Annotated in this window: 21 protein-coding genes and 2 pseudogenes; 11 read left to right on the top strand and 12 right to left on the bottom strand. The window is 63.2% G+C overall.

Going from position 1 to position 23,991, the window contains the following annotated elements; translation table 11 throughout:
• Window positions 1-207 precede the first annotated feature (207 nt).
• From hppD to F6X37_RS15225, 3 genes are all read left to right on the top strand, one after another.
• Window positions 208-1,281, top strand: a complete 1,074-nt coding sequence (hppD, locus tag F6X37_RS15215) for a 4-hydroxyphenylpyruvate dioxygenase (protein ID WP_187611901.1) — start codon at window positions 208-210, stop codon at window positions 1,279-1,281.
• Window positions 1,282-1,375: 94 nt separating this feature from the next.
• Window positions 1,376-2,758, top strand: coding sequence for an amino acid permease (locus F6X37_RS15220; RefSeq protein ID WP_410451365.1), 1,383 nt, complete (start codon window positions 1,376-1,378; stop codon window positions 2,756-2,758).
• 44 nt (window positions 2,759-2,802) lie between these two features.
• The gene (locus F6X37_RS15225) at window positions 2,803-4,008 is read left to right on the top strand and encodes an amino acid aminotransferase (protein ID WP_187611902.1); all 1,206 of its coding nucleotides are present in this window, start codon (window positions 2,803-2,805) and stop codon (window positions 4,006-4,008) included.
• Between the two features lie 142 nt (window positions 4,009-4,150).
• Here the strand turns inward: F6X37_RS15225 and F6X37_RS15230 are convergent, their stop codons facing one another.
• Both F6X37_RS15230 and F6X37_RS36880 read right to left on the bottom strand, forming a co-directional pair.
• Window positions 4,151-5,269, bottom strand: a complete 1,119-nt coding sequence (locus tag F6X37_RS15230) for a patatin-like phospholipase family protein (RefSeq protein WP_187611903.1) — start codon at window positions 5,267-5,269, stop codon at window positions 4,151-4,153.
• 484 nt (window positions 5,270-5,753) lie between these two features.
• Window positions 5,754-6,023 carry a hypothetical protein gene (locus F6X37_RS36880; protein ID WP_262419927.1) on the bottom strand — a complete coding sequence of 90 codons (270 nt, stop codon included), beginning with the start codon at window positions 6,021-6,023 and terminating at the stop codon, window positions 5,754-5,756.
• Here F6X37_RS36880 and F6X37_RS36885 point away from each other — a divergent pair.
• Entirely contained in the window at window positions 5,997-7,562 is a 1,566-nt protein-coding gene (locus F6X37_RS36885) for an ATP-binding protein (protein ID WP_316251972.1), read from the top strand. The two genes, F6X37_RS36880 and F6X37_RS36885, sit on opposite strands and share 27 nt — an antisense overlap.
• Before the next feature lie 151 nt (window positions 7,563-7,713).
• Window positions 7,714-8,703, top strand: coding sequence for a zinc-dependent alcohol dehydrogenase family protein (locus F6X37_RS15240; RefSeq protein ID WP_187611905.1), 990 nt, complete (start codon window positions 7,714-7,716; stop codon window positions 8,701-8,703).
• Window positions 8,704-8,954: 251 nt separating this feature from the next.
• Here the strand turns inward: F6X37_RS15240 and F6X37_RS15245 are convergent, their stop codons facing one another.
• The 5 genes from F6X37_RS15245 to F6X37_RS15265 form a co-directional block, all read right to left on the bottom strand.
• Window positions 8,955-9,986, bottom strand: coding sequence for an Acg family FMN-binding oxidoreductase (locus tag F6X37_RS15245; protein WP_187611906.1), 1,032 nt, complete (start codon window positions 9,984-9,986; stop codon window positions 8,955-8,957).
• A gap of 142 nt (window positions 9,987-10,128) precedes the next feature.
• Window positions 10,129-10,776: a response regulator transcription factor gene (locus F6X37_RS15250; protein WP_090811511.1), complete on the bottom strand. Its 648-nt coding sequence runs from the start codon at window positions 10,774-10,776 to the stop codon at window positions 10,129-10,131.
• Window positions 10,773-10,970, bottom strand: a complete 198-nt coding sequence (locus tag F6X37_RS15255) for a hypothetical protein (protein WP_187611907.1) — start codon at window positions 10,968-10,970, stop codon at window positions 10,773-10,775. Before F6X37_RS15255 ends, F6X37_RS15250 begins: the two co-directional genes overlap by 4 nt.
• Before the next feature lie 141 nt (window positions 10,971-11,111).
• Window positions 11,112-12,773, bottom strand: coding sequence for an AAA family ATPase (locus F6X37_RS15260; protein WP_187611908.1), 1,662 nt, complete (start codon window positions 12,771-12,773; stop codon window positions 11,112-11,114).
• Window positions 12,770-13,078 (bottom strand): hypothetical protein, encoded by a 309-nt coding sequence (locus F6X37_RS15265; RefSeq protein ID WP_187611909.1) that lies wholly within the window; start codon window positions 13,076-13,078, stop codon window positions 12,770-12,772. Before F6X37_RS15265 ends, F6X37_RS15260 begins: the two co-directional genes overlap by 4 nt.
• Before the next feature lie 174 nt (window positions 13,079-13,252).
• Here F6X37_RS15265 and F6X37_RS15270 point away from each other — a divergent pair, with 174 nt between their 5' ends.
• The 4 genes from F6X37_RS15270 (at window position 13,253) to F6X37_RS15285 (ending at window position 16,360) form a co-directional block, all read left to right on the top strand.
• Entirely contained in the window at window positions 13,253-14,203 is a 951-nt protein-coding gene (locus F6X37_RS15270; protein ID WP_187611910.1) for an acetyltransferase, read from the top strand.
• Between the two features lie 423 nt (window positions 14,204-14,626).
• Window positions 14,627-15,313, top strand: coding sequence for a CBS domain-containing protein (locus tag F6X37_RS15275; protein WP_187611911.1), 687 nt, complete (start codon window positions 14,627-14,629; stop codon window positions 15,311-15,313).
• A gap of 56 nt (window positions 15,314-15,369) precedes the next feature.
• Window positions 15,370-15,633, top strand: coding sequence for a hypothetical protein (locus F6X37_RS15280; protein WP_187611912.1), 264 nt, complete (start codon window positions 15,370-15,372; stop codon window positions 15,631-15,633).
• Window positions 15,634-15,682: 49 nt separating this feature from the next.
• Complete coding sequence (locus F6X37_RS15285; protein WP_187611957.1) at window positions 15,683-16,360, top strand: phosphoribosyltransferase; 678 nt, start codon at window positions 15,683-15,685, stop codon at window positions 16,358-16,360.
• 61 nt (window positions 16,361-16,421) lie between these two features.
• Here F6X37_RS15285 and F6X37_RS15290 read toward each other — a convergent pair whose 3' ends face one another.
• Window positions 16,422-18,143: a ShlB/FhaC/HecB family hemolysin secretion/activation protein gene (locus F6X37_RS15290; RefSeq protein ID WP_187611958.1), complete on the bottom strand. Its 1,722-nt coding sequence runs from the start codon at window positions 18,141-18,143 to the stop codon at window positions 16,422-16,424.
• Window positions 18,144-18,558: 415 nt separating this feature from the next.
• Here F6X37_RS15290 and F6X37_RS15295 point away from each other — a divergent pair, with 415 nt between their 5' ends.
• Window positions 18,559-20,592, top strand: coding sequence for a glycoside hydrolase family 28 protein (locus F6X37_RS15295; protein ID WP_187611913.1), 2,034 nt, complete (start codon window positions 18,559-18,561; stop codon window positions 20,590-20,592).
• Between the two features lie 204 nt (window positions 20,593-20,796).
• Here F6X37_RS15295 and F6X37_RS15300 read toward each other — a convergent pair whose 3' ends face one another.
• The 4 genes and pseudogenes from F6X37_RS15300 to F6X37_RS15315 all read right to left on the bottom strand — a co-directional run.
• Complete coding sequence (locus F6X37_RS15300) at window positions 20,797-21,327, bottom strand: cytochrome b (protein WP_187611914.1); 531 nt, start codon at window positions 21,325-21,327, stop codon at window positions 20,797-20,799.
• A 63-nt stretch (window positions 21,328-21,390) separates the two neighbouring features.
• Window positions 21,391-21,828: a YeeE/YedE family protein gene (locus tag F6X37_RS15305; protein ID WP_187611915.1), complete on the bottom strand. Its 438-nt coding sequence runs from the start codon at window positions 21,826-21,828 to the stop codon at window positions 21,391-21,393.
• A 1-nt stretch (window position 21,829) separates the two neighbouring features.
• Window positions 21,830-22,261 (bottom strand): YeeE/YedE family protein, encoded by a 432-nt coding sequence (locus F6X37_RS15310; protein WP_090811497.1) that lies wholly within the window; start codon window positions 22,259-22,261, stop codon window positions 21,830-21,832.
• A 44-nt stretch (window positions 22,262-22,305) separates the two neighbouring features.
• A pseudogene (locus F6X37_RS15315) lies at window positions 22,306-22,656 on the bottom strand (TSUP family transporter); the annotation flags it as partial.
• On the opposite strand from F6X37_RS15315, the pseudogene F6X37_RS15320 reads away from it, so the two are divergent.
• Window positions 22,571-23,841 (top strand): annotated as a pseudogene (locus F6X37_RS15320) (tyrosine-type recombinase/integrase); the annotation flags it as partial. The pseudogenes F6X37_RS15315 and F6X37_RS15320 overlap by 86 nt on opposite strands.
• Window positions 23,842-23,991 lie beyond the last annotated feature (150 nt).

Below are 23,991 nucleotides of genomic sequence, written 5' to 3' on the forward strand. Positions count from 1 at the left end.
TGCAAGGAAATCCAATTGCGTCGATAAAAATTTACACTGAATCCAGATGTCGCTGCGATGCGGCCGGCAAATGCGTTGAAAGAGTGGTCCGAGGACGCTGCCTGCGTGGCGATTGGAGAAATTTGCTTTCATTTTTCCGACACCCGGCACCACTCGGTGCCGGTTGCTCGCCACAAATCATTCACCCTCTGCTGAACCTGAGAGATCATGGCCGACCTGTTTGACAATCCAATGCAACTGATGGGCTTCGAATTCGTTGAATTTGCCTCGCCCGTACCCGATGTCCTTGAACCGCTGTTCGAGCAGATGGGCTTCACACTGGTGGCTCGCCACCGTTCGAAGGACGTGCTGCTTTACCGCCAGGGCGAAATCAACTTCATCGTCAATCGCGAGCGCAACAGTGCGGCCGCTTACTTTGCCGCCGAGCATGGCCCGAGTGCGTGCGGCATGGCATTTCGCGTGAAGGATTCGCACAAGGCCTACGCCCGCGCGCTGTCGCTAGGGGCTCAGCCGATCGAAATCGCAACCGGTCCAATGGAGCTGAGATTGCCGGCAATCAAAGGCATTGGCGGCGCACCGCTTTATCTGATCGACCGCTTCGAGGACGGCAAGTCGATCTACGACATCGATTTCGAGTTCATCGAAGGTGTCGAGCGGCGGCCGGCCGGTCATGGCTTGCGCCTCGTCGACCACCTCACGCACAACGTCTATCGCGGCCGCATGACGTATTGGGCCAACTTCTACGAGACTCTGTTCAACTTCCGTGAGCTACGCTACTTCGACATCGAGGGCGAATACACGGGTCTCACGTCGAAGGCGATGACGGCGCCGGACGGCAAGATCCGCATTCCATTGAACGAGGAATCTGGCAAGGGGAGCGGGCAGATCGAGGAATTCCTGATGGCCTTCAATGGCGAGGGCATTCAACACATCGCGTTCCTGACGGACGATCTGATAACGGTTATCGACAACCTGCAGATGGCAGGCGTGCCGCTGATGACGGGGCCCAACAGCTACTACTACGATGCGCTCGAGACGCGCTTGCCGGGCCACGGTCAACCGGTGAGCGAATTGCAATCGCGCGGCATCCTCCTCGACGGAACGACGGCAGACGGGTCGCCGCGCCTGCTGCTGCAGATTTTTTCCAAGCCGCTGCTTGGCCCTGTCTTTTTCGAATTCATCCAGCGCAAGGGTGATGAAGGTTTCGGCGAAGGCAATTTCAAGGCGCTGTTCGAGTCGCTCGAACGCGATCAGATCGAGCGGGGCACGCTGAAGGTTTGACGCGCATACAACCCCGTTGATAGCTCTCGACCAGAGCAGGCGAAAAGCGAGGCGTGGCGTCCAGAACCAACCGCAGGACACAGGAGACAACATCGTGGCACACCAGCAACAGGGCACGCTACAGCGCGGCCTGAAGAATCGTCACATTCAGTTGATCGCGCTAGGAGGCGCAATCGGCACCGGCCTCTTTCTCGGCATCGCGCAGACCATCAAGACGGCAGGGCCGTCCGTGTTGCTCGGGTACGCGATCGCGGGCATCGTCGCCTTCTTCATCATGCGGCAGCTCGGCGAAATGGTCGTCGACGAGCCGGTGGCGGGATCCTTCAGCTACTTCGCAGGCAAATACTGCGGCCAATTCTCCGGCTTCGTGTCCGGCTGGAACTACTGGGTGCTGTACGTTCTCGTGTCAATGGCAGAACTGTCGGCCGTTGGCATCTACATGCAGTACTGGTGGCCCGGTCTGCCCACGTGGGTCTCCGCGCTCGTCTGCTTTTGCGTCATCAACGCGATCAACCTCACCAGCGTGAAGTCGTACGGCGAGCTCGAGTTCTGGTTCTCGATCGTCAAGGTCGCGGCGATCGTCGGCATGATCGGCTTCGGCGGCTACCTGTTGATTTCGGGCCACGCAGGCCCTGACGCGGGCGTGGCCAATCTCTGGCGCCACGGCGGCTTCTTTCCGAACGGCGTGTCGGGCCTCGTGATGGCGATGGCTGTCATCATGTTCTCGTTCGGTGGACTGGAACTCGTCGGCATTACGGCCGCCGAGGCGGAAGATCCTTCGCACACCATCCCGCGCGCGACCAACCAGGTGATCTACCGGATCCTGATTTTCTACGTCGGCGCACTCGGCGTGCTGCTGTCGCTGTATCCGTGGGAAAAAGTCGTTACGGGCGGTAGTCCGTTCGTGCTGATCTTTCACGCGATGAATAGCAACTTCGTCGCCAACGTGCTCAATGCGGTGGTGCTCACCGCCGCGCTGTCGGTGTACAACAGCGGCGTCTACTGCAACAGCCGCATGCTTTACGGCCTCGCAGGCCAGGGCAATGCGCCGCGCGCTCTGCTGAAGGTGAACGCCCGCGGGATTCCGCTCGTCGCGCTGGGTGTTTCCGCCGTGGCGACGGCCACCTGCGTGGTGATCAACTACCTGATGCCCGGCAAGGCATTTGAACTGCTGATGGGGCTCGTCGTCTCGGCGCTCATCATCAACTGGGCAATGATCAGCATCATTCATTTGCGCTTTCGCGCTGCGAAAGCGCGAGCCGGTGAGACGACCGTATTCCGCAGCCTGGGCTATCCGCTCACCAACTATCTGTGTCTGGTGTTCCTTGGCGGCATCCTGGTGGTGATGTGGCTGATACCGGATCTGCGCATGTCGGTCTACCTGATCCCCGTTTGGCTCGTTGCGCTGGGCGTCGGCTATCGCTTGCGCAATCGACGCGCGGGCGCCTCCGTACCAGTTGGTGTGCCGATGCGCTAGGCACCGCGTTTCTGCAACCATTTGGCCTAATCCAGGGAACCAGCATGTTTGAACACATCGATGCCTATGCGGGCGACCCGATCCTCACCTTGAACGAGAACTTCGCGAAGGATTCGCGCGACCACAAGGTCAATCTGAGCATCGGCATCTATTACGACGATCAAGGCCGCTTACCGGTGATGCAAGCCGTACGCGAGGCCGAAGGACAACTGCTCGCCGAGCTCGGTCCAAAGCCGTACCTGCCGATGGCGGGCTTCGCCCACTACCGCGATGCCGTGCAATCGTTGGTGTTCGGCGACGACTCGACGGCACGTACCGAGGGGCGCATCGCGACTGTGCAGACCTTGGGCGGCTCGGGCGCGCTCAAGGTCGGTGCGGATTTCATCAAGCGCTATTTTGCGGGCTCACGGGTATGGGTCAGCGATCCGACGTGGGAAAACCACCGTTTCATCTTCGAGCGCGCGGGATTCGAAGTCGACACGTACCCGTACTACGACGAATCGAGCGGCGGGCTCAAGTTCGAAGAGATGCTATCGGCCATCGACGCGCTGCCGGCGCGCAGCGTCGTCCTGTTGCACGCGTGCTGTCACAACCCGACGGGCGTCGATCTGAACGACGCGCAATGGGTGCAACTGATCGAGGTCATCAGGAAGCGGACCCTGCTGCCCTTCATCGACATGGCGTATCAGGGCTTCGGCGCGGGCATCGACGCGGACGCATTGGCGATTCGTGAACTCGTGCGCCAGAACGTGCCGGCGTTGGTGGCCAATTCATTCTCGAAGAACTTCTCGCTGTATGGGGAGCGCTGCGGCGGCCTGTCGGTGATTTGCGAGTCGCCGGACGTTGCCGGGCGCGTATTGGGTCAATTGACGAGCGCTGTGCGCGCGAACTACAGCAATCCGCCGACGCACGGCGCAAAGATCGTAGCGCGCGTGCTGACAACACCGGCAATGCGGCAATCATGGCAACAAGAGCTTGCATCGATGTGCCGGCGCATCATGCGTATGCGTGCGGAGATCCATGAACGCCTGCGCGGCAAGGTGCCGGACACGATGCTCGCGCGCTACCTCGAGCAGCGCGGTATGTTCACGTACACCGGGTTGTCGGCAGACCAGGTCGACACGCTGCGCGAACGGCACGGCGTCTACTTGATCCGGTCCGGGCGCATGTGCGTCGCCGCGCTCAATGACAACAACGTTGCGACGGCTGCGGAGGCCATCGCGAGGGTCATCTCGCGGGCAGGCGATTGAGACTACTGCCGCAAGCGTGGAGCCGCGGCTGGACACGCGATCAGTCCGGCTAAGGTGCGCGCGATGGCGGATCGGTTCCAGACCGACGTCGAAGCCGTCGCTAGCGCTCTCGATGCGGTGCGCGGCATGGAAATCGTCCTTTTCAGTTTCGTCGCGCGCTCGCGTTGCCGCTGTGCTTGAGCGTCGGATCGAGCAACGAACCCTTGACGTCGAGCGAAGACGCTTGCCCGAGTTTCGCGTAGTCGTTCTCGAGCCATACGTTCGCCACTTCGCGGCCACGCTCGAAGAGCGTTTTGAGCAATGACCAGGACGTGCTGCTCTTGGAAACAAAACCGAACTTCGCGAGAAAATCGTCGTCGCGAATCAGGTGAAACCTGACGGGCTTGAAGCGGCTTTTGCGCGCCGCTTCCTCGCCGACCGAGTCGAGCACACGGTTGACCGCTTCGATCGCGTTGATCTCCAGTACGACGGACGCGTTGAAACCGATTTCATTGAGCCGGTCGAGAATGCCGCGCGCGTCTTTAGGCGGCATGTCGTGGCGCACGAACGGATTCGCGAGAACGAGAATCAGGTCCTGGGCATGGGCGATCAACGGCGCCAAAGGCGGGTTGCCCAGATAGCCGCCATCCCAGTACGGTATGCCGCCCACGCTGATGGTGCGAAACTCGCTCGGCAGGCATGCGGAAGCGCGCAATACGTCAATGGAAATCTCGGGGCGGGTGAAGATTGCGCGTTGGTTGGTTCGTACGTCGGTTGCGCAAATGAACAGTTGCGGGCCATCGCGCGTGGTATTGAGCGCGGCGAGATCCTGTTCGGGGAGGGCGGAACGAATCACCGGCCCGAGCGGATCGCGGTAAAACGGATTGCCGTAAGGCGAAGTGACGAGTCCCACGGCCTCCAGCATGATGGCGGCGGGATTCCAGTCGATATTCCAGCCGCCGAATGGGCCGGGTTCGGAAAAGCCGAGCAGCGCGTTGCCCGCCAGCGCGCCGGCGCGCGATACCGCTTCCCAGAAGGCGCGCAGCATCTCGCGTGCTTTCGGCGCGCCGCTGGTTGCGAGACCCGCCGCGCACAGCGTCGCATTGATTCCGCCCGCGCTTGCGCCGCTGATCGCCGCGATATCGAGCGGGGTTGCCTGCGACGAAGCCTCCAGCAGACGGTCGAGCACACCCCACGTGAAGGCGCCGTGCGAACCGCCGCCTTGCAGGGCAAACGCGACCTTGGGGCCGTTCTGTCGCGTCGGGTTCCGGGGTTCCTCCATCGCCATGGCTCCTTCGCGTCTTCATCGCGTTCCCGGCAATCTTACGCGCACGCGAGGATACTTGCGTCGGAAACGTCTAGCTTTTAATGGTTCGTCCTGTCCCGCATGCCATGGCGGATCGCCCTGGATGCTGCGATACTATTTATAAGCGCGCGCTGCGTAACCTACTAAAACGGTCCATGACAAAGAGGTTGACTGACACAAACCGGTGTGCCGGGACGGCATCGCGGGCTCACAGCTTTTGTCCGGGGGTACCTGGATGAAACGGCATCTCGATCTGGATTCCCGAGGCGCGATCACGCTAAACGGGCTGGCGCACAGGCTGGGGCGTGCCCGTGAGCAACTGATGCATCGCTGGATCGCCGAGACCTCGGAGCAGGCCGCGCACACCGATGCGGACAGCGGGCAGGAACTCATTGGCTGTTTCGCCTATATGCTGGCCGAAGTATGCGCCGCCCTGCTGGTCGCCGAGAGCGACGCGTCACTATCCGCGCATGTGGCTGTCGCGTACCCCGGCAGGTTCTGGCCAGAGAGCTGGCGGGTCACGGATCTGTTTCGCAACATCGATCTGATGCAGCGCTTTCTGAAAGACGAGATCCGCGCGTATTTCGGTCCGGTTGCGGCTTCCGTCGACGTTCACATACGGGCACACGACATCGTCGAGCGCACGTTTCGCGCGATGATCGAAAACGCCATCGAGGCGCAAATGCAACGTCAGGCGGCCGAGGTGGCGGCGGCGCAGGACAGCCTGCACACGGCGCTGACTGCGCTGAAGCTCACCGAGGAGCGGCTGCGTGTCGCCACGAGCGCGGCCGGCATCGGCATCTTCGAGTGGTGTGGCGCCTCGCGACAAGGCGTGTGGGAAAACCGCCAGATGTACGAAATCACCGGGCAGCCCGAGGAGAGGGGACCGTTGACGGAAACCGAGTTCATAACGTCGGTCGTTCATCCCGACGATGTCGAACTGCTGAAATGCCATTTTCAGTCCCGGCTGGTCTCCGGCGAGCCGGTGCATGTCGCGTTCCGGCTGCACCGCGTCACCGACCGCGCGCTTAGGACCGTCGAAATGTTCGGGTATCTGCGTCCGCCCGTTCAGCAGGACGATTACACGTTCATTGGCAGCTTGTGCGACGTGACGGAGCGGACCGACGCAGAGGCGAAATTGCAGGACGCCGATCGCCGCAAGGACATCTTTCTGGCCACGCTCGCGCACGAGCTGCGCAACCCGTTGGCGCCCGTGCGTAACGCCGCGCATCTGCTGGGCCACGGCGCGGGAGCCGATCCCGCCAAACGTGAGTGGCTGCGCAATGTCATCGAACGCCAGACCGGCCACCTGTCGCATCTGATCGACGACCTGCTCGATGTATCGAGGATCACCACCGGCAAGATCGAGTTGAAGCGCGAGGTCTTCGATATCAGGCTGGCACTCGACCATGCTCTCGAGATCACGATGCCGGCTGCGTTGCAGCGGCATCACGACATCGTGCGTCTGCCGCTCGCGCACCCCGTGTACGTCCACGGTGACCCGGCGCGGATCACCCAGACATTTTCCAATCTGCTGGATAACGCAATCAAATACACCGACGAGGGCGGCCGGATCGTCGTATGCGCGACGCTCGTCGGTCAGGAGGTATCCGTTACCGTGTCGGACACGGGCACGGGTATTTCGGGCGACGCACTGCCTCACGTGTTCGATCTGTTCGTACAGGGTTCCTGCCACGGCGAGCCGTCCAGGGGCGGTCTCGGGATCGGGCTCTCGGTGTGCAAGACGCTGACCGAGATGCACGGCGGGACCATTGTCGCCAGGAGCGAAGGCAAGAACAGAGGCAGTGAATTCGAAATACGTCTACCCGTTTGCCAGGGCAGCAACCAGCAGGCTAAGGACGGTGCCGAAGCAGGTCGACCGCCGTCCGACCCATTGCGTGTTCTGATCGTCGACGATAACAGCGATGCCGCGCTGTCGCTCGCAATGATTCTCGACGCGCACGATGTGCGCACCGCACACAGCGGGGAAGAAGCGCTTCAGATTGCCGCTGCCTTCGAGCCGCAGATCGTTTTCCTTGATCTTGGTCTGCCGGGAATCAGCGGCTATGAGGTTGCGCGTCGGCTGAGGGATCGTCAGGCGGCCGGCAAGCGTCTTGAAATCGTCGCCGTGTCCGGATACGGACAGCCTGAGGACGTGACTCGCTCAGCGGGGGCGGGGTGTGATAGTCATCTCGTCAAACCCGTCGATATCGAAGAACTGCTTGCGATCATCAGGCGAATGACCAGCGACAATCCGTCCACCGCGTAGTTTTCGATCGACCCTCTTTGTGCGAGGCGGCGTTCTGGGGCGACGACGAAAAGCACTGTTCGGATTTCCCCGCTTATCAATCGAATTCCCTCGCGGGAACGACGTGGCAATTTTCGCAGTGCTCTACCATCAATCCATCCAGGAGGTAGTGATGTCACGGACTGTCAGGTTTGCCGAGGCCGGTGGGCCAGAAGTGCTTCGATTCGTCGACGAATCGGTCCGCGGCCCCGGCCGCGGTGAAGTTCGCATCAACGTGAAAGCGATCGGTCTCAATCGCGCGGAATCGATGTGGCGCACCGACCAGTACATCGAGCCCGTCCGCTTTCCGGCCGGGCTCGGGTACGAGGCGGCCGGCATTGTCGACGTGGTGGGCGAAGGCGTCGGCGGTTTCGCGCCCGGAGACGAGGTCAATGTGATCCCGTCGTTCTCGATGAATCAGTACTTCACCTACGGCGAAGTCATCATCGTGCCGGACCATGCAGTCGTCAGGCATCCGAAATCTCTTTCCTTCGCCGAGGCCGCGTCGGTGTGGATGATGTTCGTCACCGCATATGGCGCGCTGATCGAAGATGCGAAGGTGGGCGCCGGCGACTATGTCGTCATACCGGCCGCTTCGAGCAGCGTTGGACTGGCAGCGATCCAGCTAGCGAATTACGCGGGGGCGACGTCGATCGCGGTCACGCGCCATGCTGGCAAGCGACAGCAGTTGCTCGACGCGGGTGCCGCACACGTGGTCGTCACGGACGAGTCGGACCTTGTCGAAGCGATCATGCGGATCACGGATGGAAAGGGGGCTCGCGTCGCGTTCGATCCGGTCGGCGGCCCGAACTTCGCGAAACTGGTCTCGGCGCTGTCCTTCCAGGGGATCGCGTATCTGTACGGCGCGCTAGACGAACGTGCCACGACGCTGCCCGTGCTGCCGATGATCGCCAAAATGATTTCCGTGAAGGCGCACAACATCTGGCTGACGAGTGGCGCCCCGACGCGCCGAAAGGCTGCGGTGGAGTTCGTGCTCAAGGGGCTCGAAAGCGGCTCGCTGAAGCCGGTCATCGATCGCACCTTTGGGTTCGACGAGATCGTCGACGCGCACCGCTACCTCGAAACCAACGGGCAATTCGGAAAGATCGTGGTAACGGTGTAGCCCGCGAACCGACATTGAGGTGAGGCAACGCGCTGCTTTTCCGCTTGATATCGTTGCTGGCCGCGTTCGCTCAAGCGCGGCCATCGCGAAGTGCTGAGGTCCAGTTCATGCAGCATGTGGCGGCATTGGGGTAGCGCATGACATGGCGATTCTTCGGTCGGATCGCCCATGCCGGCGTCGGTCTGGCTGTCGCGCGACCTTCATCACGGGCCCATCGGTACCGTTTCCACGCGTGCCCGGACTCACGCGTGTCAGGACACCACATCGGCCAGCGGCCGCCTCGGCGCATGACTGACGCGCGGGCCGCGGCCGACGCGGAGCAGAAGCTGCGGAATCGCCTCCGTTCCCAGCAGCGTCCGGAGTCGCTCGCGCAGCGGGTCCACTTCGATCGGCTGGTTCAGGTAGGAAGCGGTCAGTCCCGCGGACGCCGCGACCAGCAGCATCCGCTCGAGCGCCTGTCCCGCCGCGAGCCATGCCTCGCGGTCGTCGCGCATCGTGGCGATGCCGACCATCAGCGGCGAGCCTTGCACGAGGTGCTGATGCGTGGCGGGCTGTCCCGCGCCCACATCGAATACGCGGACGGCCAGGCCGACGAGCGGCGCCGCGAAGTCGAGCAATGCTCCGAGAGCGGTACCGTAAGCCGGCATGCCATCGTCGCGCCGGCGCGGGTGGATCCAGCTGGCGAGCTCGCGACGGAAGCGTGGGTCCGCGAATTGCGCGTGATCGGCGTCGGCGATCAGTTGCGCAAGCGCCTCGCGCGCGGTCGTTTGCTCCACGCAACAGGCAATCGCGCCCTCGTCGTCGCAGGCGTCGCTGAGCTTGCGTTGCAGTGCGGCCGGAACGGCTTCGTCGGCGAACGGCGCACGCGTCGTCACGCGCGCCGTCAGCGCGTCGAATAGTTCGTGCAAGTGCGGGTCGCGGAGCCCGTCGCGCGACACGCGCACGAGCGCCACGATGTCGGGGTCGGCTTCCGATGGAAACAGCGTGATCGCATAAGCGAGACCGAGACGGCACAGCGCCACGCGAAGATTGAGCAACGCCGCGCCGCAGCTCATCAGAAGTTCGCGATCGAAAGGATCGACCACGGGAAGCGCGCGCATGCGGTCGGCGCAGATCTGTACGGTCTCGCCGCCGACGATGAACCGCCACGGTTGCGTGTTGTGATTCGACGGCGCGAGCACCGCATAATGCAGCGCAAAGCGCAGCTGCTGTTCCAGTGGCGTGGAGGCGTGGAAGTGCGGTTCGCCGATTTCCCACGCGTCATGTTGGGCGGCATCGTTCATCTCGAAGTCTCCTTTCGGATCGTTCCCGCGAGCACGCGGTTCGTGTCGTCATCGTGTCGCCGGGTACCGTGGCAGGTTTGTGGCAGGTCGACGTTTCAGATGTCTCGCGTACGCTTTGAGCGGGTCTCGCAGCGCAGAAGCGCTACAGGTCGTTTCCGTCGTCGAACAGCTTATGGCGGATCGCATAGCGAACCAGTCCGTTCTCGTTCGGCATCTGCATTTTTTCGAGGATGCGCGTCTTGTGCGTGCTGATCGTCTTCACGCTGACGCATAGTTCGTTGGCGATCTCGGTGATGCTCTCGCCTTCGACCAGGCGCCGGAACACGTCGAATTCGCGATCGGACAGCCGCTGGTGCGGCAGCGCGTCGGCAGGCTCGTTCAGGTTCTGGGCAAAGCGTTCGGCCATCGCGAGGCTGACATAAACGCCCCCTGACGCGACTTTCGTCACCGCGCCGACCAGTTCCGCGCTCGCGCTTTCCTTGGTCAGATAGCCGGACGCGCCCGCCTTGAACGCGCGCACCGCGTATTGCTGCTCGGCGTGCATCGTCAGCACCAGAATCCGCAGGCCGGGTTTTTCCTCCTTGATCTGCTTGATCAGTTCAATGCCATTGCGCCCCGGCATCGACAGGTCGAGCACGAGCACGTGGGCCTGCGTCGCGCGAATCAGCGCGATCGTCGTCGCGCTGTCGCAAGCTTCGCCGGCCACTTCGAAGCCGCTCGCCTGCTGCAGGATATGGCGCAGTCCGTCGCGTACGAGCGTGTGGTCGTCGGCCAGCAACACCTTGATCATGGGGTGATCTCTCCCGGTTGCATCCATTGCCAGGGAAACCTGACCGCAATCGCGAAATCGGCGCTTTGCGCTGTATCGATCTGGATGGAGTCGCCGAGCATCGGCGCGTGTTCGCGCACGCCGATCAATCCGAACGGCATTTCGTGACCGCTGGCTCCAACCGTCTCGCGATCGGCGTCTCGTTCACGATCCATTATCCGCTATCCGCTATCCGCTATCCGTGGCGGGCAGTCGGGCCGTTTGTGTGAGGTGTCACTTCGGCCAGCCGTGATCGACGCGGACGCGACCTCGATCACGCGCGCAGATCAATGACCCCGCTTCGCGTCGGAACACGATCAGCGGGTCGCAAACGGCGCTGACTGCATCAGTGCAAGCACGGGTCGCCAGAACGCGGGGGAGTCGAACGCCGCCATCGGTACCGCGGTGTCGAATGACAAGGTCAACGCCTGTTCCGCCGGCGTCAGTGCGTCGGCGCTCGCGAGTTGACGCGCGAGCGTCGCGGTGTCGGCGTCGGACAGATCGCGCGGACCATGCCGGCGCGCTTCGATGCGTTGCGCGAGCACCGTTGGTTCGGCACGAAAGTCGAGAATGCGAGCCGGTACGCCGAGCCGTTGGGCGAGCGCGAAAAACGTGTCACGGTGACGGAACTCGAGAAAGGTCGCGTCGACGATCGCGCTGTGGCCGCTTTGCAGCACGCGGTGCGCGAGTCGAAGAAGGTGGTCGTAGATCGCGTGACGTGCGGCTGGCGTGTAGTGTTCGGCGCCAAGCGAGGTTTGCGCGTCGGGCGCCGGCCGCGGACGCTTGCGTTCGGCATCGCTCGACACTCGCACCGCGCCGCACAGGTCCGCAAGGGCCCGGCTCGCGACCGATTTTCCCGAACCGGAGTAGCCATGACACAGCAGCAAAACGGGTCCCGGCTTCTGCGTTTGCGCGCGTGCCACCTCGAGGTAGCGCAGGGCCGGATCCGGGATGACGACGCTGCGGCCCGCTACGTATCCCGCTTTCAGGCACGCGACCCACGCCCGCACCAGCGCGCGATAGGCGACGTACAAAGGCATCAGCGACAGCGCCGCATAATCGCCCGACGTTTCCAGCCAACGGTTCAACAGTCGATTGGCCAGACGGGGCTCCGCTCGCGCGCACAGGTCCATCACGAGAAACGCGACGTCCGCTGCGACGTCGATCCAGCGTAGCGCATCGTCGAAGTCGATACAGTCGAACATCGCGATTGCGCCGCGCCAGCGAACCACGTTGTCCAGATGCAGATCGCCATGGCAGCCCCGCACGAAACCCTCGGCGCGGCGCCGCTCGATCAGCGGCGCGAGTTGGTCGAGCTGTCGCGCGCACCACGCGGCAATGCCGGGCAGCGCGGGATGGCTGCAATTGGCCAGCAGCGCCGCGTTGATCGTTTCGATCTGCGTTCGCACCAGCGTGGCGCTGCCGTAGCGCGACGACGGCGCGTTGCGGGGCGCCCTCAGGTGATAGTCGGCGAGCCGCTTCGCCGCGCCGTCGATGTCGCGCGGCGTCAGTGCTCCCTTCGCCGCGAGACTCGAAAAGAGCATCGCCTCGTCGAAGCGGCGCATCTTGACCGCGTGATCGACTGTCACGCCGCCGTCCCCGAGTGTCAGCACGCCGGCGTGGCGCGCAATCGGCAGCACGCCGGCGTAAATACCTTGCGCGAGCGGCCGGTTCAGACGGAGCTGGGCTTCGCAGCAGCGCTTGCGGGTCGCGGTGGCGGTAAAGTCCGCGAAACCCGGGGCGACGGGTTTGATGATCTTGTACGCGAAGCGCCCGGCGAGATACACGACGGATATGTGCGTTTCGACCCGGACGATCCTGCCCGCCGGATGACGGTACGTGCCCGGCCTGCGCAGCGTCGCGTCGAGTCCGCGCACGCTGCGGCGCGCGGCGCGGACCCGGTTGGCGAGATGCTGGATGCCGCGCATGCCTGCATTGGCGCGTGGTGAAGAAAGCTTGCGACTCCGTGGCGAACTCATGCCGGACTCCACCTCGCGGGCAGCTGCGCGCCCATTTCTTCGTGGCGGCCGCTCAAGTCGACCGAGCCCGCGACAACCAGGCCGGAATTCGCGACGAGCGGCACGCCGGGCGCGCGTTCGACGATCACGCTGCGGCCCCCGAAACCAGGCATGACCTTGACGGCCTCGGCGAGCGCATTGATGCCATCGAGCAGCCATTGCCGGGCGTCCTGGTGAAGCACGAGCGTCTCATTCGGCACGGTTGACCTCCGCGTGGTGGGACGGCCGGCGCCCGCCTTGCGCGCGAGCCGGAATCGTCTACTCATTTAAGCCATCGGGTATGGTAACCGGCTTGATCTGTATCAACGAGGCGGTAGCCGGGCATCGCCAGTCGGTCGGCAACTGCCTGTACGCTTCCATACGAAATGGAGCGTGGGTCACCGATTGACCGCAGTCGAGCGGCGTGCGATCGTGGCAGCAACGCGCCGGTGGAGCAGCGGATGAAGCGATTCGATATTTTCAATGGCGATGCCGACGGCATCTGCGCGCTGCATCAGTTGCGGCTCGCCGAGCCTGCCGACACCATCCTGATCACGGGAGCCAAGCGCGAGATAATGCTTCTGCAACGCGCGAACGCGCAGCCGGGCGACAGCGTGACCGTGCTGGATATTTCGCTCGACTCGAACCGCGAGCCACTCATCGCGTTGCTGGATCTTGGTGTAAAGATCGACTATTTCGATCATCATTTCCCCGGTCCCATCCCCGCACACGCGCTGCTGACGACGCATATCGATACGTCACCGGATAGGTGCACTGCGCTGATCGTGGACCGCCATCTTCAAGGCCGGTACACGCGATGGGCGGTGGTCGCGGCCTATGGCGACAACCTGCATCGGGCAGCGCATCGGGCCGCCAGTGCGTGCGCGGTGAACTCGTCCGATGAGCGCAAACTGCGCGAACTCGGCGAAGCGATCAACTACAACGCCTACGGGGACAGCGTTGTCGATCTTGCCGTCGATCCTGTCGAGATGTATCGCGCCATTCAACCCTATTCGGATCCGCTCGAGTTCATTGCATCGACCGGCGTGCTGCCCGAACTGCAGGCGCGACGAACGGAAGACCTCGAACTGGCCTTGGGACTCGCGGTAACGCGGCGGCTCGCCAATGGAACGCTGCACATTCTTCCCGACGCGGCGTGGGCGCGGCGCGTGCGAGGTGATTTCGCCAATCTCGTCGCGCGACGCGACCCGGCGCGAGCGCACGCGGTCCTGACGGCCGGCGCCGATGGCCGATACACGGCGAGCGTACGGGCTCCGCTCGATTGTCCGCGAGGCGCCGACGTCCTTTGCAGGAAGTTCGGAGGAAACGGCAGGGTCGCTGCCGCCGGTATCGACGGGCTCGATCGCGCGCGGCTCGACGAATTCGTGACAGCGTTCAGCGTTGCGTTTTGACGCGACGTTCGTGGAGCGGGTGACCGGTAATTCACCGCCGCATCGCAGTCGGCAGTGCGAATTCACCAGGTGGCGCATCGACATGGACGCCGTCACCGTCGCTTGGACAGCGGAGGGCGGGCTTGATGCTTGATGCAAATCAACGGTGGTCCGCCGCTACGCATCGATTATTGGGCTGTACTCGAACCCGGGGCTCATCACGAGTGGCCGGATCTTTGCGATAGGCGCATGGCACGGCGGAATCGACGCGTTGCAACGACTGGTCGACGAGGACTTCGTCGCGGCGGCGCGCCGCGCGAGCGGATTCGAAGTTGGCGCCGAAGGGAGCACGGCGACGCGTCCTTCAGCGCCTGTCAATTGCTTCGCCTCGCGCCTGCCTGCACCCCTGTGCGACAGCGCAGGGCACTCGATATGGAGATCACTATGCAAGCCTCGGACATCATGACCACCCGGTTGGTTTCAATCGCAGCGGAAAGTTCGGTCTATGACGCGGCAAAGATGCTTGCCGACAGCCGGATCAGCGGCATGCCCGTCGTCGACGACGCAGGCAGCGTGATTGGCATCGTCAGCGAGGGCGATCTGCTCCGGCGCATCGAAACCGGCACCGAAACGCAGCGGCGCTCGTGGCTCGCGGAGTTCCTCGCGCCTACGCGTCAACTCGCGGTCGAGTATCTGAAGGAGCGTTCGATTCGGGTGCGTGACGTGATGAGCGCCCCGGCCGTCACCGTCGACGAATCGACGCCGCTTGGCGCGGTCGCCGAACTGCTTGGGCGCAAGCACATCAAGCGGTTACCGGTCTTGAGCAAGGGCAAGCTCGTCGGCATCGTCAGCAGGGCCAATCTGGTGCGCGCGCTCGCGAGTTGCGCACCCGCGCAGCTCGATGCGCAACCGTCGGACGATCAGATTCGCAGCGCGATCACGAAGGAACTCGACGGACATCGTTGGGCGATGGCCGCCGACGGCCTGATCGTCACGGACGGCGTCGCTCATTGCTCGGGAGCGGTGCGCTCCGAGGAAGAACGCCAGGCGATCCTCGCCGCCGCGCGGGTGCCAGGGGTAAAAGGCGTAAAGGATCATCTGGAATATTCGGTCGCGTTCACGCCTATGTGAACAGGGGCGCGGCAAATCGCGGGCATTCCGGCATGCCCTGCACGCCGTGCCGCGCCATGGTCCCGACGCAGTGCCTGGACCTCGACCGTCCGTTCCAGACGTCGCAGTTCTTCCGCTCGATGACGATCTTCGCGCCATCGCGCTACAACCGTGATTTTCTGATCACGGTCAACGACGAGTTCGCATTCGTGCCGGGGTTTTCGTCGGATGGCGCCCCGGGGTTCTCGGGCACGTGCTTCGGAAGCGGTGGGGTATCGGCATCGCCGGCGAGACCCGTGAAAACTTGTCCGTTCAGGAGGACGCTTGATGCAGCCGATTGATGGCATAGTGGCTCTGGCAACGCGCACCGACGTTGCGGGAGGAAAAGCGATGGGCAACCTGTTTCGCGACCGCGCCGACGCTGGCAGACAACTGGCCCACGCACTGCGCGACTATCAGGGTCGCGGCGATCAGGTGGTGCTGGCTCTGCCGCGCGGCGGCGTTCCTGTCGCGTTCGAAGTTGCACGGGCATTGCATGCGAAGCTCGACGTTCTCGTCGTCAGAAAGCTTGGGGCGCCGCAAGACGAGGAACTGGCGATGGGCGCCATCGCGACGGGGGGCGCCCTTCATCTGGAAAGGTCGGTGCTTCGCGAACTGCAAATCAGTGACGCCCAATTGGCCGACGTGATCGCGCGCGAAACAGCCGAACTCGCGCGCAGGGAACTGGCGTACCGTGGGGAATGCCCGCCGGTGCCAGTACAGGGCAAGACGGTGATCGTGGTCGACGACGGCATCGCGACGGGGGCATCGATGCATGCGGCGCTCGACGCGCTCCGCAGCAGACATCCCGCTCGGATCGTGGTGGCGGTCCCGGTGTCGCAATCCGATGCGTGCACGGCATTCGAAGGAATCGCGCACGCGTTCGTGAGCGTGCTGCAGCCGGATTGGTTGATGGGGATCGGCGGGTTCTATGTGAATTTCGACCAGACGACCGATGAAGAAGTCCGCGCCTGTCTCGCCGCCGCGCGCGGTTGGGAGCCCGAGCAGGGCTCGGACTCGGCCGGCTGACGGCGCAATGAAGGCAGACACGGCGGCGGGCCGTGTCGAACATGGGGCATCTATCGACGGCTCACGTTCCGACCGACACGTACAAGAGCACGATCGGCGCCTTCGATCCGTTTGGTGTCGCCGAGCGTAATGGCGCGCCATAGGTGCAGCGCAAATCCACGAATCTCGACCATTGGACGCGCACGCCCGCGCCGACGCCCGCGAGCAGACCGGGGTTAGCTTCGGCTGGCTGGTCGATCGTGCTCCATACGCGGCCCGCATCGAAAAACACAAAGGGTTGCACGACTGCGTTGCTCGCGCCGAGCGAGATCGCAGGCGTGCGTACCTCGGTCTGAATGTTCCAGCCGCGATCGCCGAGCGTGACGTATGGGTCGTAGCCTCGCACACTGGACTCCCCGCCGAGCCCCATCTCCTCGCTCGGTAATAACGTGTTCGGCGTCCACTGAAACGTTCCGTTCGTGATCAGCGTGAAGCCAGCCCCAAGCGCGGTGGCACGAGACGCTGTCAACTGCATATAGACGTAGCGAGCCGTCGCGCCCTGCCGCGCGGCGTTAAATGCCTCGTCCTGATTGTTGCCATCCAGTCCGCCCGGACTGGCGACGAGTGTCGCCGCGGCGTGCGCCGTGCCAGCCTCGGTCGGTTTGCTGATGTCGTAAGACAACACGAACTGATGTATGTGCGTATTCGAGTTGAAAACCTGGGAGCCGCCAAATTCCAGATCGTTGTTGCTGCGCTTGAAGTCGTATCCGATCTGGATCAACTGTGTCGTGTCCGTGATGGTCGGCAGAGGCAAGTCGTAGCGAAAGCTGAACTGCGCAGAAATGCCCGTTTGCCCATACGTGTCGGGCAACCGTGGCGTGCTCTGCGCGTAGACGCCGAACAACTCGATACTGTCGAGCCAAGGCAGCGGCGCCGTGTAGTTCAGCGCGTGCGCGGTGAAGCGGGCGCGGTTCGGGCGGCCTTCGATATTCGGATTGCCGCTGAAAAAATCGTTGCTGGCCGTGAATTGATAGGCGATCTGCTGATCGAGACCAAGCAGGTTGCCGTAGCCTATGCCTGCAAAGAACCGATCACGGCCGAGCTCCTGCACGCCCTCATTGTCGTAACCCGCGCTTACGCGAAGCGGCAGCCGGTCTTCGGTTTGCAACACGACGTCGGTCGTGTCGGCGGCCTCACCGGGCGCAAAAACAGCATCGACCCGTCGATAAGGATTCGCGTTGAGCACCGCAAGTCCCTTCGAGACCGCCGCTTGCAGGACCGGTCCGCCGGGCTCGAGCGGCATTTCACGTTCGAGAAGCCTGCTCGAAAAGTAGGTGTTGCCGCTGGCATGAACCCGACCCAGTTTGAATTCGGCAATGGCGATATGCACGACACCCGAGCTCACGTCCTGTTCCGGCACGTAGACGTCGACGAGCGGCTTTCCCGCCGCCCGATAACGCGCGACCACGGCGCGGCGTATCTCGGCGAGGCGGCCGAAGGTCAGCGGCTTGTCGAGGTCCGTGGCGAAGCTCTGCAGGAAGGCGGCGTCGAGTACGGGCAATCCTTGCGCGACGATACGGCCTTGCTGCCTCGGCGATGCCGCCGCGGACGCGCCGGCTGGTTCGAAGACGAGCCCGGCAAGCCGCTCGACAGCGATCCGTGCGGACTCGGCCTGCGCTTCCGGGGAGGAGGGTGACGACGCGCTTCGCGGCGCCTGCGGTGCGGGTTGCGGCGCGAGGTCGCGCCATGCCTGTGCCGCTACTGGTGAGGTCTGCATGATGCCCGCAATGCACGTTGCGATCATCAGGACAGCAGTGCAGGCGGCGGATCGCGGTTTCATCGATCGCTTATATGCAAAGCGCTGTGCCTATTGGCAGCCTGGCAGCAGGCTGCGGCGACCAGCAAGCCGCCGCCCTCAACCCGATGTCGCGCATGCAGTACGAGCCTTCCGTCGTTCATGGCGATACCTATTAACGGGTGTGGTGCATCGAATCCGGAGCCGCACGTCGAAATTATTCTAGTCGAAGCGCCTGCGCGAGTTTCCAAAAGCGATCCGAACCCTCTTCACACCTCGCGAATGCTATCGAGGAAACATTTAGTAAGGGTTTCCACGATATGTACTGACCCGCGTCTTGTCTTTACTCTTCTAGACTTGTCATACAACATGCGCGATGACGATTCTCTCGTGCGCCTACACCTATTTGTCCGGAGGGGACTCCATGTCCAAGCTGTCGTGCGATCTTGATAAAAATGCGCCCGCAACGGGCGACACCTTGCGCATTTCGCGCCGTGGCTTCATTGGCCTCGGAGGCGCGCTCGCCGGCAGCGCACTCCTGCAGGCTTGCGGCGGCGGAGTTTCCGCTGCCGCGGCAGGCGGAAGCAGTAGTTCCACGCCAGCGACGGGAAGCACGCCGTCAACGGCTGCGGCCGACCCGATCTGGGGTCCCAACGGCTCAGCGACGAACATCATTAATGCGCTGCAGAAAATCACGCAGAGCGCGTTCCCGGCCGTCGATTTCCAGGTCGAACAGTACGGTGCGCAACCGTGCGCGGTCATTGCCCAGGCCAACCCCTACACCGGCAGTTCATCGCCCCTGAGTACGGGGGCCGGCGCGACCAACGCACCGGGATCGTTCGATTCACGTGCCGCTTTCCTCGCGGCAATCGCAGCCTGCAGTGCAGCCGGTGGCGGCCGGGTCGTGGTGCCGGCGGGCACGTGGTATTGCGCGGGTCCCATCGTGCTGCAGAACAACGTCAACTTCCATCTGAGCGCGAACTGCACGATCTATTTCAGCCCGAATCCTGCCGACTATGCGAAGGACGGTCCGGTCAACTGCGGCGCCAACGGCAATCTGTACTACAGCCGCTGGCAGGCGAACGACTGCCTGAACTTCGGCTCGCCCGTGTACGCGCGAAATGCGAACAACATCGCGGTGACTGGCGAAGGCCCGACCTCGGTGCTGAACGGTCAGGCGATGACGCCGTTCGCCGGAAGCGGAAACACCAGCACTTGCTGGTGGACCTACAAGGGTTCCAGCGGGGCATACGGCTGCGCGGGGTCGACCACGCCGTCCCAGGCCTATACGAATCCGAACAACGTCGATCTGATGGTGGTCGCCCCCACCATTTCGGCCTCGCTCTACACGCTATTGACCAATCCGGCTACGCCGTGGCAGCAAGACCAGAACTACCTGCCGGCGCTCTCCGAAGCGGGCGTGCCGGTCGCGCAGCGAATCTTTGGTCTCGGCCACTATCTGCGGCCGTGTATGGTTGAGTTCATCGGTTGCACGAACGTGCTGATGGAAAACTACCGAACCAACAATACGCCGTTCTGGCAGCATCATCCGACGGACTGCACGAACGTCGTGATCCGTGGCGTGACAGCCGACAGTATCGGACCGAACAACGACGGCTTCGACCCCGACGCCTGCAACACGGTGCTGTGCGACAGCGTAACGTTCAACACCGGCGACGACTGCATCGCGATCAAGTCAGGCAAGGATCTCGACACGGAGTACGGACCCGCGCAGAACCATGTGATCCAGAACTGCATGATGAATAGCGGTCACGGCGGCATTACGCTCGGCAGCGAGATGGGTGGCGGCGTGCAGAACATCTACGCGCGCAATCTGACCATGCTCAATCAGTTCTGGGCAACGAATTCGCTGAACATTGCGATCCGTATCAAGACGAACATGAACCGTGGAGGCTACGTCAAGAACTTCTACGTGAACGGCGTCACGCTCCCGCACGGCGTGAGCCTGACAGGTGGAGGCTACGGCAGCAAGATGCTGACGGGCAGTCCGATCAACGGCACCGTGCCCATCGGTGTGGCCACCGCAACAGCCGCCAACCCGTCCGCGTCTCAAGGCGGCCTGATCACGTTCGATTGCGATTACCAGCCTGCCGCCGATGCGATTCGCACACGCCCCGCACTCATTGACAACGTCAACATCGCGAACGTCAATGCTTCGAACGTGACATTGGGCAGTACAACCGGCTCCTGTTTCCAGGCCATCGTTGCACAAGGTCCAGTTGCGTTCGACTACAACGGTCCGGCGCCTGCGCCGACCGTACCGGCAATCACGGGAGTGACGATTTCCAACTGCGACTTCGGCACGCCTGTGGCCGCAGGCCCCGCGAGCGCCAGCACGCCGGGTCCGATCTACCTCTACAACGTGCACGACATTACGTTGCAGAACGTGATCATCGCTGGGCAGACGCTCAATCAGACGCTGTCGGATCCGCGTTAAATACGACGCACCAAAGAGCGGCGAGGCGCCGCTCTTTGGCGTCGCACAGCTAGAGTGAAGTCGTCGCGCGGGGGGCTCTCAAGACGAGCCACTTTGCAGCTCGCTCATCAGGCTCGCCGCGTAGGCCGGAATATTCGGACCTTATGTTGTCACTCAGGACATGGCGGAAATCAAGTCGTTCCAGCTTGGGCGATATGTGTCGCGCTAGATCTTCATGCGCTGCAGAACGCGGTCGCCGGCGACGAACTGATGAAACATCACCGCTGCGATATGCAGGCAGATCACGCCGAACAGCACCCAAGCGAGGACGCCGTGAACATCGCCCATCGCATGTCCGAATGACGAACCCGGTGCCGACAGTGAGGGCAACGAAGCAAGTCCGGCGAGGCGCACCGTCCACGTGCGCGACGAAGCGTTGATCCAGCCGAGCAGCGGCACCAGCACGAGCAGCACATACAGCGCGAGGTGCGTGAGCTTCGAAGCGGCGCGAAACAGCGGCGGCAGGCTGTCCGGCGGCGACCGATGAGTCACGCGCCACAGCACCCGCAACACCATCGCTGCGAGCAGTGCGGTGCCGACGCCAAGGTGCCAGGCGATTTCGCCGTCCGGCACGGTATCGCGGTGCACGTCCGGCATCGTCCAGCCGATCACGAACTGCGCGGCAACCAGCCCGACGACGAGCCAATGGAGCAAACGTGCGACGATGTCATAGCCGTGTTCAGTGGAGACTTGCATAGGGGAGCCTGTGAGTTGGATTCAGTCGAAACAGATCGTACACGGCCGCGCCTTAAGGCCAGGTTAAGGGCCGGTTGCCAAGGCCGCCTGTCTGCGCCGTTCCAACGACTCGAAGACCGCCATTCCCGCAATCATCGCCGCCACGAACACCCACGCTTTCACCGACCCGAGTCCGAGCGCAACGAGCGCCGGGCCGGGACAGAACCCTGCAATTCCCCAACCGACGCCGAACGCGAGGCTGCCCACCATCAGCCTTCGCGTGACGCGCGTTGACGCGGGAATCTGCATCGGCAATCCGAGCAGCGACTTGCCGCGGCGCTTCGCGATCGCGAAGCCGATTGCTGCGACAGCCACCGCGCCGATCATCACGAACGCGAGCGACGGGTCCCAGCGTCCTGCGAAATCGAGGAAGCCCAGCACTTTGGCGGGGTTGGCCATGCCCGACAACAGCAGGCCGAAGCCGAACAGCAGCCCGCATACGAATGAAACGACTGTTGCCATCCTAGGCTCCGAGAAGATGTCGCATGATATAGACGGTGACGAAGCCGGCCGCCATGAACGTCGCCGTCGCTACGAGCGAGCGCGTGGCGCCGCGTGAAATGCCACACACGCCGTGTCCGCTCGTGCAACCGCTGCCATAGCGGGTGCCGATGCCGACCAGAAAGCCGGCCGCGATCACGGCCGGCCACGACGCGTCGACGGTGATCGCGACGGGCGCACCGACCGCGCGCGCGATTACCGCGGCAGCGACCAGCCCGGCAACGAAGGCGACGCGCCATGCGCCGTCTTGCCTGGTCCAGCGCAGCAGGCCGCCGACTATCCCGCTGATTCCGGCGATGCGGCCCAGCAAAAGCACCATCGCCGCCGCCACGGCGCCGATCAGCAGGCCTCCGCACAAGGACGCGAGCGGGGTGAAATGGTCGAGATCGATCATCGTTCAGGTTGACTGTCGTGTGGGTTGGAGGGAAGCGGCAGCGCTTACATCAGTGCCGCTTTGACCAGCAGGCCGAGCGCCACGCAGACGAGGATGCTCGCAAAGCCCAGTTGCACCTGACGCGCGGCGATGTGATGCGATGCAATCCGTCCGCTGAGCATACCGGCGGCGGTGGCGCCAGTGAACCACAACGCGACTTCGAGTGGACGCGTTGCGCCGTGCGTGGCCGTCGCGAGAACGCCGCCACTGCCGACGAGTGCGATCACCATCAGCGAAGTCGCGACGATACCGTGCATCGACACGTCCGTCAGCTTGCGCATCATCGGCACGATGATGAAGCCGCCACCGACACCGTGCATCCCCGTCATCAATCCCGTCAGCGAACCGGTGGCCGCGAGCGCGGCTGCGGTCGGCCAGGTCCAGCGAAAGCGGCCGGTCGCCGTGCGGATTCCACGGCGGCGCCGCTGGTGGACAGTAATCGAAGGGCTGGGGCGTGACGGTCGCGCGACAGATCGAAGCGTTCTTCGCGTTTCATCCGCAGCTTTCCGAACGCGCCCGAGCCTTGATCGCCGTCGCGCAACCGAGCGGCATCGTGCCGTGGGAACAATTGAACCTGCCTCACGAGGTCGATGGCTCGCGGTGCAGCTTCCGGGCACCGCGGCATGCCTGCACGCTGAACGCGACAAACGACTACGAGGCGGTGCAGGCGTGGCTCGCACTACACGAGACCGCAGCCACGCAACGCGCCTACAGGAAGGAAGCCGAGCGCCTGATCCTGTGGGCCATCGTCGAACGCGGACGGGCACTGTCCTCGCTGACGACCGATGATGCGATCGCGTACCGTGCCTTCCTGCGCCGGCCGACACCTCGCGAGCGCTGGGTTGGTCCGCCTCGATCGCGCGATTCGGTTGAATGGCGACCCTTTACGAGAAGGCGAATGGGCGCTGCTACGCGCAATCGCGGACAGCCTCGAGTGGTCGTACGGGTGGTCTGAGCCGGCGGGACAGCGACTACGTTTCCTGCTGGACTTCGGCTATGCGACGGGCCTGCGCGCAAGCGAACTGATTGGCGCCGTGCTGGCCGATGTCCGTGTTGACGAGCGCGGCGATCACTGGCTGCATCTGGTCGGCAAGGGTGGCAAGCCCGGCAAGGTGGCGTTGCCGCCGCTTGCGCGTACTGCGCTCGACCAGTATCTCGTCCGGCGAAAACTCCCAGTTACGCCGGAACGCTGGAATCCGAAGACGCCGCTGGTCGCCAGCCTTGGCGAGGACGGTAACGCCGGCATTGCTGGCTCCCGCCTGTGGCGCGTGATGCGACGATTCTTCATGCAGGCAGCCGACGTAATCCAGCCCGAACAGCCTGCGACCGCCGACAAGCTGTGCCGCGCGAGCTCTCACTGGATGCGCCACAGTCATGCGAGCCATGCTCTCATACGTGGTGCTGAATTGACGACTGTACGCGACAACCTTCGACATGCTTCAATCGCGACGACTTCGATCTACCTGCATGGCGACGAAATCCAACGCGCGCGGCAAATGAATCAGGCCTTTGCCGCCCGCAAACAGAGGCTAACTCGCTGAATCAAAACAATTTCGAAAATTTCTGCAGTTCTGGCTTACAAGCCCTGTCAGGTCCGGTCCAGGCTAATACAATTAAGGTACTCGATATCTGGATCCCTATCGTTCGTGGATTGAAAACGCAAGGCAAATCATTTCCAATGCAAAACCGTG

Origin of the sequence: Paraburkholderia sp. 31.1, from assembly GCF_014397645.1 — a bacterium.
Taxonomy (GTDB): Bacteria; Pseudomonadota; Gammaproteobacteria; order Burkholderiales; family Burkholderiaceae; genus Paraburkholderia; species Paraburkholderia tuberum.